The 12,564-nt window shown below is 71.7% G+C and carries 10 protein-coding genes and 1 tRNA gene; 6 read left to right on the forward strand and 5 right to left on the reverse strand.

The genetic code is table 11. The features are described from left to right. The 3 genes from IEX22_RS13440 to IEX22_RS13450 form a co-directional block, all read left to right on the forward strand. Nucleotides 1–268, forward strand: a 268-nt coding sequence (locus IEX22_RS13440) for a flagellar basal body rod C-terminal domain-containing protein (protein WP_306464461.1), incomplete at its 5' end; no start/stop codon positions are given. Further along, a complete protein-coding gene (locus IEX22_RS13445; RefSeq protein ID WP_188668915.1) occupies nt 265–1,149 on the forward strand; it encodes a flagellin N-terminal helical domain-containing protein in 885 nt (294 codons plus the stop codon). The genes IEX22_RS13440 and IEX22_RS13445, both read left to right, overlap by 4 nt. Next, complete coding sequence (locus IEX22_RS13450; protein WP_188668916.1) at nt 1,146–1,514, forward strand: flagellar assembly protein FliW; 369 nt, start codon at nt 1,146–1,148, stop codon at nt 1,512–1,514. Before IEX22_RS13445 ends, IEX22_RS13450 begins: the two co-directional genes overlap by 4 nt. Before the next feature lie 6 nt (nt 1,515–1,520). Here the strand turns inward: IEX22_RS13450 and IEX22_RS13455 are convergent, their stop codons facing one another. From IEX22_RS13455 to IEX22_RS13470, 4 genes are all read right to left on the reverse strand, one after another. Further along, nucleotides 1,521–1,982 carry a hypothetical protein gene (locus IEX22_RS13455; protein ID WP_188668917.1) on the reverse strand — a complete coding sequence of 154 codons (462 nt, stop codon included), beginning with the start codon at nt 1,980–1,982 and terminating at the stop codon, nt 1,521–1,523. 2 nt (nt 1,983–1,984) lie between these two features. After that, on the reverse strand, nt 1,985–2,239 hold the full coding sequence (locus IEX22_RS16040; RefSeq protein ID WP_188668918.1) for a YbdD/YjiX family protein: 255 nt from the start codon (nt 2,237–2,239) through the stop codon (nt 1,985–1,987). Then, nucleotides 2,239–4,635 (reverse strand): carbon starvation CstA family protein, encoded by a 2,397-nt coding sequence (locus tag IEX22_RS13465; RefSeq protein ID WP_188668919.1) that lies wholly within the window; start codon nt 4,633–4,635, stop codon nt 2,239–2,241. The genes IEX22_RS16040 and IEX22_RS13465 overlap by 1 nt, the downstream gene beginning before the upstream one ends. A 151-nt stretch (nt 4,636–4,786) precedes the next feature. Continuing rightward, on the reverse strand, nt 4,787–5,764 hold the full coding sequence (locus IEX22_RS13470; RefSeq protein ID WP_188668920.1) for an NAD(P)H-quinone oxidoreductase: 978 nt from the start codon (nt 5,762–5,764) through the stop codon (nt 4,787–4,789). Nucleotides 5,765–5,837: 73 nt separating this feature from the next. Here IEX22_RS13470 and IEX22_RS13475 point away from each other — a divergent pair. Beyond that, nucleotides 5,838–5,925: transfer RNA gene (locus tag IEX22_RS13475), tRNA-Ser, on the forward strand. A gap of 42 nt (nt 5,926–5,967) precedes the next feature. On the opposite strand, the gene IEX22_RS13480 is transcribed toward IEX22_RS13475, so the two are convergent. Continuing rightward, nucleotides 5,968–6,420: a hypothetical protein gene (locus IEX22_RS13480; RefSeq protein WP_188668921.1), complete on the reverse strand. Its 453-nt coding sequence runs from the start codon at nt 6,418–6,420 to the stop codon at nt 5,968–5,970. Between the two features lie 99 nt (nt 6,421–6,519). Between IEX22_RS13480 and IEX22_RS13485 the strand changes: the two genes are divergently transcribed. Next, nucleotides 6,520–7,683, forward strand: coding sequence for an ATP-binding protein (locus IEX22_RS13485; RefSeq protein WP_229660041.1), 1,164 nt, complete (start codon nt 6,520–6,522; stop codon nt 7,681–7,683). A 195-nt stretch (nt 7,684–7,878) separates the two neighbouring features. Further along, the gene (locus tag IEX22_RS13490; RefSeq protein WP_188668923.1) at nt 7,879–12,495 is read left to right on the forward strand and encodes an ExeM/NucH family extracellular endonuclease; all 4,617 of its coding nucleotides are present in this window, start codon (nt 7,879–7,881) and stop codon (nt 12,493–12,495) included. Nucleotides 12,496–12,564 lie beyond the last annotated feature (69 nt).

The raw sequence follows: 12,564 nt of genomic DNA on the forward strand, positions 1-12,564 counted from the left end.
GGGCTCCCCCGACCGCCGCTGGGCCGCCGCCGTCGCGACGCTCGGGACCGCTGCCCGCTCCGCGACCGGGCAGCAGACCATCACCGCCGCGGCCGCCGGCGCCGCGCGCGCCGCCCAGACCGCGTCGGGCTCCGTCAGCCTCGACGAGGAGAACGTCTCCCTGCTCGCCGCGCAGCACGCCTATCAGGCGGCGGCGCGAGTGCTGACGACCATCGACGACATGCTCGACATCCTGATCAACCGCACCGGTACCGTAGGACTGCGATGACCTTCCGCATCACCACCCAGACCATGGCCGCCTCCGCGACCCGGCAGCTCGCCGCCGCCCAGGCCAGGCTTGCCGACGCCCAGGACACGGCCACGTCCCTGCGCCGGATCACCCGTCCCTCGGACGACCCGGCCGGCGCCGCGCAGGCGCTGCGGGTGCGGGCCGAGGTGGCCGCGAACGCCCAGTACGGCCGCAACATCGACAACGGCACCGCGTGGCTGACCGGCGTCGACGCCGCTCTCGGCGACGCGACCCGCTTCCTCGACTCCGCCCGGGACGCGGTGCAGCAGGGCCTCAACGCCGCGCGTACCCCGGCCGACCGGATCGCCCTCGCCGACGTCATCGACGGGCTCCGGGCGGACCTGCTCGGCAGGGCGAACGCCACCTATCTCGGCCGGAGTCTCTTCGCCGGCACCTCGGACCAGCCCGCGTTCGTGGACGGCAATCCCCCGACCTTCACGGGCGTCACCGGCGACGCGGTGCATCGGCGGTTCGGGGAGAACCAGAGCGTGCGGGTGGACGCCGACGGGGCCGCGATCTTCGGCACCGGCCCGACCTCGGTGTTCGCGACGCTCGACGCCATCTCCGCGGAACTGCGAGCCGGCGGCATCACGGCGTCCCGTCTGGACGACCTGGACTCCGCCCGCGCGACCCTGCGGACCGCACGGGCCGACGCCGGCGCCCGGCTGACCACCCTGGAGGCCGCGAAGGACGCCAACCAGGCGGCGAAGGTCGCGCTGGAGGCGGACCGAGCGGCCCTCGAGGACGTCGACCTCGGCACCGCGGTCCTGGACCTGCAGGTCCAGCAGACCAGCTACCAGGCGGCCCTCGCCGTGACCGCGAAGACGCTGCAACCGACGTTGATGGATTTTCTGCGATGACCGCTCTCACCCTCACCGAGCCGATGCCCGGGCTGGACCCCTGGACCGACTACACGCTCGAGGCGGTGGCCGGGGCCCCCGGCTTGTTCAGCCTGCGCCCGGCGGAGAACGCCGATCTGCGCCTCTTCCTCCTCGACGCGTCCGTGTACGTGCCGCAGTACGCGCCGGATCTGGGCGCCGCCGCCGCCGGCCTGGGACTGGTCGCCGGGGAGGCGGCCCGGGTCCTCGTCGTCGCCACGCCCGGACGGGACACCACCACCGTCAATCTGCTCGCCCCCGTCGTCCTCAACGAGCGCACCGGCACCGGCACCCAGGTCATCCTCACCGACCAGGACTACCCACTGCAGGCACCGCTGGCCCGCTGACGGCCGTCACCCGTCGCCGCCGGGACCGGCCGCGATCACCTCCTCGGCCGCGCGGACGAACTCCTCGACCCCGGTGGCGCGCCGCTGGACGGCGTCCAGGCCGCCCGCACCGAGCCGGACCATCGCGGCCGCCTCGGCGGTCGCGGCCAGCGCGTTGCCGCTGCGGGTCAGGGCCCGGTGCACGTCGCTGAGCCACCCGTGCGCCGAAGCCGGGATGTCGCTGCCCTCGCTGGGCGCGGCCCGGTGGGCGGCCTCGCACACGGCGCGCACCCGGGGCAGCAGACCGGCGAGGTCGTCCGCGACGAGCACCAGGGCGTTGGCGACGGCGTCGTCGTCGATCTCCTCGATCACCTGGTGGTACCGGTCCAGGCCACGCCGGAACCGGTCGTGCGCGCGGCGCCACACGCCGCGACCCAGCCGGGCATCGTCGCGACGGGCGGCGCGCGCCCCGGAGAAGAACCCGGCCATGGTCAGCAGCAGCGCCCCTGCGGATTCTTCTCCTGCCAGTCGGTGCGCGCCCGCCAGTACTCCCGCTCGGTCAGCACCGGCTGCCCCGGGTGGGTCGCCCGCCGGTGCGCCACGTACGCGTCGTAGGCGTCCTCTCCCAGCACGCCCCGCACGTACCAGCGCACGCTGGCCCACCACCCGCGGGGCCGCCGGGTGGACCCGGCGGGCCGTCCGGCGGCCCCGCCGGTGGACGAGTACGGAACGGGCGGGAACGACATCAGTGACCCACGCGCTGCGGCTGCGCCTCGGCCGGCACCGCTGCCCACCGCTGCTCCAGCTCCTTCTCCACCCGGTTCGGCACGAAACCGGCCGGGGCGTAGATCCGGGACGCGACCGGCGGATCCTCGCTGTCCGGGCCGCCGCCGTGGCGCAGGGCCCGCAGCGTGGTCACGATCGCGGCGATGATGACGATGATCGCCAGGGTCACGAAGATGATGGACAGGGTGCCCTGGATGACCGTGTTGCGGACGACGGCGTCCATCGCCTCGGTGGTCTTCGCGGTGCCGAAGCTCGTCTTCCCCGCCGCCAGGGCGTCCCGGAAGGAGGCGTTCTGCGCCCAGTACCCGACCGCCGGCACCGGCGAGAAGATCTTGAACATCGACGCGGTGATGGTCACGACGGCGGCGAACGCCAGCGGGACGACGACCACCCACAGCTTCCCGACCACGCCACGGCGGGCGATGATCGCCATGCACACCGCCAGGGCGATCGCGGCCAGCAGCTGATTGGCGATGCCGAACAGCGGGAAGAGGGTGTTGATGCCGCCGAGCGGGTCCGTGACGCCCATGATGAGGATCGCCCCCCACGCGGCGACCATGATCGCCGTCGTGATCCACGAGCCCACGGTCCAGGAGGCGTCCCGGAACCGCGGGATCACGTTGCCGAGCGAGTCCTGCAGCATGAACCGGGCGACGCGGGTACCGGCGTCGACCGCGGTGAGGATGAACAGCGCCTCGAACATGATGGCGAAGTGGTACCAGAAGCTCATCATCCCGCCGCCGCCGAACCACTGCTGCATGATGTGCGCCATGCCCACGGCCAGGGTCGGGGCGCCACCGGTGCGGGAGACGATGCTCTGCTCCCCGACGTCGTTCGCGGTCTGGGTGAGCATGTCCGGCGTCAGGTTGACGTTCTGCAGGCCGAGGCTGTTGACGAAGGCGACGGCGCCCTCGACGGTGCCGCCGGTCGCCGCGGCCGAGGAGTTCATCGCGAAGTAGATGCCCCGGTCGATCGAGATCGCGGCCACCAGCGCCATGATCGCGACGAAGGACTCCATCAGCATGCCGCCGTACCCGATCAGGCGGGTCTGCCGCTCCTTCTCGATCAGCTTCGGCGTGGTGCCGGAGGCGATCAGGGCGTGGAAGCCGGAGAGGGCGCCGCAGGCGATGGTGACGAAGAGGAACGGGAACAGGGAGCCGGGCACCACGGGCCCGTTCTCCTTGCCGGCGAACTCGCTGAACGCCGGCACGGAGACCTCGGGCCGGACGACGATGATCGCGATCGCCAGCAGCGCGATGGTGCCGATCTTCATGAACGTGGACAGGTAGTCGCGCGGCGCCAGCAGCAGCCACACCGGCAGCACCGCGGCGATGAACCCGTAGATGATGATCATCCAGGCCAGGGTCACCTTGTCCAGGTGGAAGAGGGCGTTGCCCCACTCGCTCTCCCCGACCCAGCGACCGGCGACGATCGCGAGGATCAGCAGCACGAAACCGATCAGGGACACCTCGGTGACCCGGCCGGGACGGATGAACCTCAGGTACACGCCCATGAACAGGGCGATCGGGATGGTCATCCCGACGGAGAAGACGCCCCAGGTGCTCTCGCCGAGGGCGTTGACCACGACGAGGGCGAGGATCGCCACGATGATGACCATGATGACGAGGGTGGCCAGCTGGGCGGCGATGCCGCCGATCACGCCGAGCTCGTCGCGGGCCATCTGCCCGAGCGAGCGGCCGCCGCGGCGCATGGAGAAGAAGAGGACGAGGTAGTCCTGCACGGCGCCCGCGAGCACGACGCCGACGATGATCCAGATGGTGCCGGGCAGGTAGCCCATCTGCGCCGCGAGGACGGGACCCACCAGCGGCCCGGCGCCGGCGATGGCGGCGAAGTGGTGCCCGTAGAGCACCCGCCGGTCGGTCGGCATGTAGTCTCGCCCGTTGGCCTTGTACTCGGCCGGGGTGGCGCGCCGGTCGTCGGGCCGGGTGATCCAGCGCTCGATGTACCGGGAGTAGAAGCGGTACGCGATCAGGTAGGTCGCGACGGCGGCGAACACGAACCAGATCGCGTTGACCGTCTCGCCGCGCACGAGGGCGAGCATCACCCAGGCGACACCGCCGAGCAGCGCGATGGCGACCCACAGCGCGATCTTCGCCGGCGTCCAGCGCCGGTGCTCGGCCTCCAGGGCGTCGGCGTCGACCGCCGCGGGCGGCAGGTCGGCGTCGGGGGCGTCCGGCGCCAGGGTGGCCGCCGGGGACGCGGCGCCCGCGGCATGCCGCTGGTCGTGGTCGTGGTCGCCGTCCCGGTGGCCGTCGACTCGGTGGTCGCCGTCCCGGTGGCTGCCTCCGGCCTGGTCGTCGGTTCGGCGGTCGTCGTCACTGCGGTGTGAGCCCATGACCTGCTCCTCGGTGTTCTCGTGGGTGTCCTCGTGATGATGGCGAGCGCATGACGCCGCGGGCTGCCCGGCCCGCGGCGTCGCTCCTTCGTCGAGGTTACCCCCGGCCACCGACGGAACGTGGCGGTGATCACGGGACGCTCCGCCCGCGTCAGGTGGTCAGCAGGACCTTGCCGATGTGGCTGCCGGAATCGAAGTACTCGTGCGCGGCCGCGGCCTCGGCGAGCGGGAACCGCCGGTCGATCAGCGGCCGCACCGCACCCGCGGCGACCAGCGGCCACACCCGCTCGCGCACGGAGTCGATGATGCCGGCCTTTTCCGCCCGGGGCCGCGCCCGCAGCGTCGTGCCGATGACGGAGGCCCGCTTGCCCATCAGCCGCCCGATGTTCAGTTCCGCGCGGCTGCCCTGCTGCGTGGCGATGATGACGAGCCGGCCGTTCGGGGCGATCGCCTGCAGGTTGCGGTCCAGGTAGGCGCCGCCGACGACGTCGAGAATCACGTCCACGCCCCTGCCGTCGGTCAGCTCGCCGATCCGCTCGACGAAGTCCTCGCCGGTGTGGTCGATGCCGGCGATCGCCCCGAGCCGGATCGAGGCCGCGATCTTCTCGGCCGAGCCGGCCGTCACGTACACGGGTGAGCCGAGCGCGGTGGCCAGCTGGATCGCCGTCGTCCCGATCCCCCCGGCGCCGCCGTGCACGAGCACGGTCTCCCCCGGCTTCAGGCCCGCGTGCAGATAGAGGTTGGACCAGACGGTCGCCACCGTCTCGGGCAGGGCGGCCGCGTCGGCGACGTCGACGCCGTCCGGGACCGGCAGCACCTGCCCGGCGGGGACCGCCACCTTCTCGGCGTACCCCCCACCGGCGAGCAGGGCGCACACCTCGTCCCCGACGGCGAACCCGTCCACGCCGGCACCGAGCGCGCTGATCGTGCCGGACACCTCCAGGCCCGGCAGTTCCGACTCCCCCGGCGGCGGCGGGTAGTGCCCCTTGCGCTGGTTGACGTCGGCCCGGTTGATGCCGGCCGCGACGACGTCGATGACGACATCACCCGGCACGGGCTGCGGGTCGGGCTGGTCGGTGAGGACGAGCGACTCGGGGCCGCCCGGGGACTGGATCTCGATGGCCTTCACCCGGCCCATTGTGCCCGCTTCCACCCCCCGACTTTGTGACCGCACAGCTGACCGTGCCAGACTGGCAGACCCAGGAAGGTTGTCCGAGCGGCCGATGGAGCTGGTCTTGAAAACCAGTGTGCGGTGACCCCGTACCGAGGGTTCGAATCCCTCACCTTCCGCACTGTGAGCCCGTCCCGATCTCGAGGTGGCCACCGACGGCATCACCGTGCCAGCTGCTCGTACCGCGTGGCGAGCACGGCGGCGGTCCTCGGGTTCGCCCGGCACACCGACATCGGCACCTGACCGAAGTGTTCGCGCGGCAGCGGATCCCGGCACAGGCGGGCGGTGCGCGCGTCGTCCCAGTCGACGTGGACGAACCAGCTGCCGTCCACCTCGCTGAGCTCGCGCACGACACCGACGGCGCACAGCTCCTGCCGGCGGGACAGGTAGGCCCAGATCGCGTCCCCGGGCCGCATGGTGCGGAATCCCGTGCGCAGGCACCACCGGTCGATCGGCTGGGACCGGCCGATCGCCTCCCAGACCGCCGTGGCCTCCTTCCGCTCACGCCAGTCGCGAGGTTGGTGCTCGGCGTGGGCCGCCGGGTCGATCGGCAGCAGCCAGGCCGTCTCGCCCGTCCCGGTCGGGTCCTGCCCGCTCGGTCGACGCGGAGTCATTCCTCCATGATGACCGAGATCGTTGTCAGCGCGGCCGACCGCTTCTAACATCGACTAACAGTGCTGCACTTTCTAACACGTACTAACAAGACTGCGGAGGTGGACATCGAGGCGAACCCCTTCCGACCGGGCTTCGGTCAGACTCCCGCCATCCTGGCCGGTCGCGGCGCCGTGGTCGACGACTTCGAACGTGCCCTGGCGACCGCCGGCTCCCGTGCCCGGAACGTCCTGATCTCCGGCGCTCGAGGTACCGGCAAGACGGTCCTGCTCACGGAGTTCGAGAGCATCGCCGCCGACAACGGTTGGACGACGATGATCCTGCACACCGGAGCCTCCTCCCTGACGGAAGAGTTGCGGGAGTCGATCGTCGACCGTCTTCGTGCCAACGATCCGGACGCCGAGACGTCCCGCTTGGTGGGAGGCGGCGCCTCCGGATTCACCGCCAGCCGGGAGGTGGTTGACCACTACGCGGGCGAACGCCGCCCGCTCGGCGCGCTCCTCGATCGCCTCGCGGCCCTCTGCCGGGACGCCGGCGGCGGCCTGCTGCTGATGCTCGACGAGATCCAGTCGGTCGACCCCGAGCAGTTGCACGAGATCACCCAGCACGTCCAGGATCTGGTGCGCCACGGGCTTCCGATCGGGTTCGTCGCGGCCGGTGTCCGTACCGGCGTCGACGATCTCCTCGATCACGACAAGACGACCTTCCTGCGGCGCGCGCACCGCGTGGAGCTCGGCAGCGTCCCGGTCAGCGCCGCGATCGAGACGATCCGGCAGACGGTGGCCGACACCACCCGGTCGATCACTCCCGACGCCGCGGTGCTCGCCGGTGACATCTCGCGCGGCTACCCGTACCTCATCCAACTCGTCGGTGCACGCGCCTGGGAGAGCAGTGGAGACGCGGACACGATCGAACGGGAGGACGTCTCCCGGATCCGGATCGAGGTCATCGCCGAGATGATCCGCAACGTGCACGGCCCGGCGCTGCGCGGCCTCACCCGGCGGAAGACGGACTACCTGCTCGCCATGGTGACCGACGCCGGCCCGTCACGCGTCGCCGACATCGCGGAGCGGATGGGCGTGACGGTGAAGTACCAGTCCGTCTACCGTGCCCGTCTGATCGAGGACGAACTCGTCCGGCCCGCCGGGACGGGACTGGTCGAGTTCGCGCTGCCCTACCTCCGCGAGGCCCTGCTCGACCGCCAGTCCGGCGGCCCGCTGGCGAATGCGGACGACGACGTCCGCCGACCGCGGCGCCGTTCCTGACCTCGCCCGCGTGACGCTCCGCCCCGTCGCCGGACACACCCCGCCGACGCACGACCGCCACCTCCCGTTCACGCACGCCTGATCTGATACTCCCGGCCGGTTGTGTCGGAGGTCACCGATAGCCTCCTCGCATCGGTACCACCATCACTCACACCGGCCGCCCCCATCCGCGGCCGGGCCCGGAACGGGAGCACCATGAGACCAGTCCTGAGAACACCAGCTGTCAGAAACCTCCGGCGAGGCGCGGTCGGCGCCGCCCTCGCCACCGCCCTGATCGCGTCCCCGCTGCTCGCCTTCCCGGCGGCGGCGGTTCCGGCGGCCCCCGCCTCCTCGGACTCCGGGGTCGTCATCAGCGAGGCGTACACCAACGGCGGCAGCGCCAACGCCCCGTACAAGAACAAGTTCGTCGAGCTCTACAACGGCTCGGACGTCCCGGTGAGCGTGGACGGGTGGTCCGTGCAGTACCGCTCGGCCACGGGCACGGCCGCCCCGTCCGGCGTGATCCCGCTGCGCGGCAGCATCCCGGCGAAGGGCCACTACCTGGTCGCCGCCGCCTCCAACGGGGCGACCGGCGCCGCCCTTCCGACCGCCGACGTCACCGGTGGCACCTCCTTCGCCGGCACCGCCGGCACCCTCGTCCTCGCGAACCAGGCGACCGCGATCACCGCCCTGCCCACCGGGTCGATCGACGGTGCCCAGCGTGTGCCCGGGGTCGTCGACGTCCTCGGCTACGGCACCTCCAACACCTTCGAGACGAAGGCTGCGACGGCACCCGCCGCGAACACCGATCCGAAGTCGATCACCCGGTCCGGAACGGACACCGACGACAACAGCACGGACTTCGCGCTCACCGGCGACGTGACGCCGCAGAACACCGCGGCCTCCCCGAGTGAGCCGACTCCGCAGCCGACGACGCCCACGGCGTCCCCGACCGCGAGCCCGACCGCCTCCCCGACGGCGTCTCCCACCGCTCCGGCCGACGTCACGCCGATCGCGACGATCCAGGGCACCGGAGCGAGCAGCGGACTGATCAACCAGACCGTCACCACGCGGGGCCGCGTCACCGCCGCCTACCCGACGGGCGGATTCAACGGCTACTACCTGCAGACCGCCGGCACCGGCGGGGACGTCGACCTGGCCACCCACCGGGCATCGGACGCGATCTTCGTGTACTCCCCCGCGACCGTGGGTGACGTCAAGGTCGGCGACGACGTGCAGGTCACGGGCACGGTCGGCGAATACTTCGGCCTCACTCAGCTCTCCGTGCCGGTCGGCGGGCTGACCGCCCTGACCGAAGCCGCGCCGGAGGTGAAGGCCGCGACCGTCGGCCTGCCCACGGGCGAGGCGCAGAAGGAGTCGCTGGAGGGCATGCTCATCGCCCCGGCCGGCGACTTCACCGTCACCGACAACTACAGCCTCAACCAGTACGGCGAGATCGGACTGACTCCGGGCACCAGCCCGCTGCTGAACCCGACCGCGGCCGTCGCCCCGGGGGCACCCGCGCAGACCGCCGCCGCCGACAACACGGCGAAGACGGTCAAGCTGGACGACGGCGCGACCACGAACTTCCTCGGCGCCGCCGCGAACAAGGCGATCCCGCTGCCGTACCTGACGCCGGAGAAGCCGATCCGAGTCGGGGCGAAGGCCATCTTCACCACCGACGTCGTCCTCGACTACCGGAACAGCGCCTGGAAGTACCAGCCGCTCACCGCGCTGACCGCCGGCAACGCCGCCACCGTGCAGCCGGCCACCTTCAGCGACACCCGGCAGGCCGCCCCGAAGAACGTCGGCGGCGGGGTGAAGATCGCGACCTTCAACGTGCTCAACTACTTCACCACCACGGGCGACTCGCTCACCGGGTGCACGCCCTACACCGACCGGGACGGCAAGCCCGTCACGGTCAACGGCGGCTGCGACGCCCGCGGCGCCTGGGACGCGGCCAACCTCAAGCGGCAGCAGGACAAGCACGTCGCCGCGATCAACGGGCTGACGGCCGACGTCGTCGCCCTCGAGGAGATCGAGAACTCGGCGAAGTTCGGCAAGAACCGGGACGACGCGCTGAAGAACCTGGTCGCCGCACTGAACGCCGGCACCGGGGCGGACACCTGGGCCTTCGTGCCCTCGCCCGCCGCCGTCCCGCCGCTCGCGGACGAGGACGTCATCCGGTCCGCCTTCATCTACAAGAAGGCCGTCGTGCAGCCCGTCGGCGACTCGGTGATGCTGATCGGCTCGGCCGCGTTCAGCAACGCCCGCGAGCCGCTCTCGCAGGTGTTCAAGCCGGTCGGTGCGCCTGACGCGTCCCGGTTCATGGTGATCGGCAACCACTTCAAGTCCAAGGGCGCCTCCGGCGCGACCGGGGCGGACGTCGACTCCGGCGACGGGCAGGGCGCCTACAACGCCGCCCGCGTGAAGCAGGCCGACGCCCTGCTCGCCTTTGCGGACGCGCGGAAGAAGGACACCGGTGTCGACCGGCTGTTCCTCGTCGGCGACTTCAACTCCTATGCGAAGGAGGACCCGGTCCAGCACATCCTCGGCGCCGGGTATGTCAGCCAGGAGGCGAAGACCGGCAAGCACACCTACGCCTTCGGCGGGGCCGTCGGCTCCCTCGACCACGTGTTCGCCTCTCCCGAGGCGGACGCCACGGTGACCGGTGCGGACGTGTGGGACATCAACGCGGACGAGTCGGTGGCGCTGGAGTACAGCCGCTTCAACGACAACGCGACGAACTTCTACCGGCCCGACGCCTTCCGGTCCAGCGACCACGACCCCATCGTGGTCGGCCTGAACCCGGCTCCGCCGGCGCCGGCCACCACCGAGATCAACCTGCTGAACATCAACGACTTCCACGGGCGGATCGACGGCAACACCGTCGCCTTCGCCGGCACCGTGGAGCAGCTCAAGGCCGCCGCTCCCGCGGGTCAGACGGTGTTCCTCTCCGCCGGTGACAACATCGGCGCCTCCCTGTTCGCCTCCTCCCTGGCGCAGGACCAGCCGACCATCGACGTGCTCAACGCCCTCGGGCTCAGCGCGTCCGCGGTCGGCAACCACGAGTTCGACCAGGGCTGGGCCGACCTGCGGGACCGCGTCCGGGCCGCCGCGAACTGGAAGTACCTCGGCGCCAACGTCTACGCCAAGGGCACGAAGAACCCGGTGCTGGACGAGTACCGGATCGTCGACGTCAAGGGTGTGAAGGTGGCCGTGATCGGCACCGTCACGCAGGAGACGCCGAGCCTCGTGAGCCCCGGCGGCATCGCCGACCTCGACTTCGGGGACCCGGTCGAGGCCGTCAACCGCGTGGCCACCCGGCTGCACGACCAGAAGCTCGCCGACGTCATCGTCGCCGAGTACCACGAGGGCGCGGGCGCCGGTACGCCGGAGAAGGCGACCCTGGAGCAGGAGATCGCCGGCGGCGGCGCGTTCGCGACGATCGTCACCGACACCAGCCCGTGGGTGAACGCGATCTTCACCGGCCACACGCACAAGCAGTACGCGTGGGACGGCCCGGTGCCCGGGCAGGCCGGTAAGACCCGCCCGATCCTGCAGACCGGCAGCTACGGGGAGAACATCGGCCAGATCGTCCTGACGTGGGATCCGACCGCCTCCGCCGTCAGCGGCTACACCGTGCGGAACGTGCCGCGCACGACGACGCCGGCGGACCAGCTGGTGGCGACCTACCCGGCCGTCGCGAAGGTCAAGCAGATCACCGACGCCGCGCTGGCGAAGGCCACCGAGGTGGGCAACCAGCCGGTCGGCAAGGTGACGGCGGACATCACGACCGCGTTCACCGGCGGCACCGCGACCAGTCCCGGCCAGCGGGACGACCGTGCCAGCGAGTCCACCCTCGGTCACCTGGTCGCGGACGCCCTGCTGGATCGGCTCAAGGACCCGACGGTCGGCGGTGCGGAGATCAGCGTCGTCAACCCCGGCGGCCTGCGCAACGAGCTCTACTACGCGTCGGCCGACCCGAACAATCCGCTGGATCAGAATGGCACCATCACCTACGCCGAGGCCAACGCCGTGCTGCCGTTCGTGAACAACCTGTGGACCACGTCGCTCACCGGCGCACAGGTCAAGGAGCTGCTCGAACAGCAGTGGCAGCCGGCGGGCAACTCCCGGCCGTTCCTGGCCCTGAGCGTCTCGAAGAACGTGGCGTTCACCGTCGACCCGGCCCAGCCGGCGGGGTCGCGCGTCACCTCGGTCCGGATCAACGGGCAGCCGATCGACGCGGCCCGGTCCTACCGGGTGGGCACGTTCAGCTTCCTCGCGCAGGGCGGCGACAACTTCACTGCCTTCACGAAGGGCACGAACACGCGTGACTCGGGGCTGATCGACCGGGACGCCTGGATCGCCTACCTCAAGGCCAACAGCCCGGTCTCGCCGGACTTCGCCCGGCGCGGCGTGCAGGCCACCGGCCTGCCGACCGGTCCGGTCGCCGCGGGTTCCTCCGTCAGCGTCGGGCTCTCCGGACTCGACCTGACCTCGCTCGGCAGCCCCGCGAACACGTCCGTGGCGGCGACGTTCACGGACGCGAAGGGCACCACCACGACGCTCGGCACCACCCCGGTGTCGAACGGGTCGGCCACCGTCACGGTCACCGTCCCGGCGAAGGCGGCCGCCGGTGCGGGCACGGTGCGGCTGGTCGCGGCGCCGACGTCCACCACGGTCTCGGTGCCGGTCACGGTCACGGCAGCCACCCCGCCGCCGGGGCCGCAGTGCGTCGCCCCGACACCGCCGACGTCGGGCGGCATCGGAGCCTGGCTGCGGTACCTCGCGGATCTGATCCGCTACGGGATCTGCCGCGTGCGCGGATGATCGTCCCCGGCTGATCGACGGCCACCACCGACCGCAGGGGCATCCCGGTTCACGCCGGGGTGCCCCTGC

It is taken from the genome of Tersicoccus solisilvae (assembly GCF_014643255.1).
Classification (GTDB): Bacteria; Actinomycetota; Actinomycetes; order Actinomycetales; family Micrococcaceae; genus Tersicoccus; species Tersicoccus solisilvae.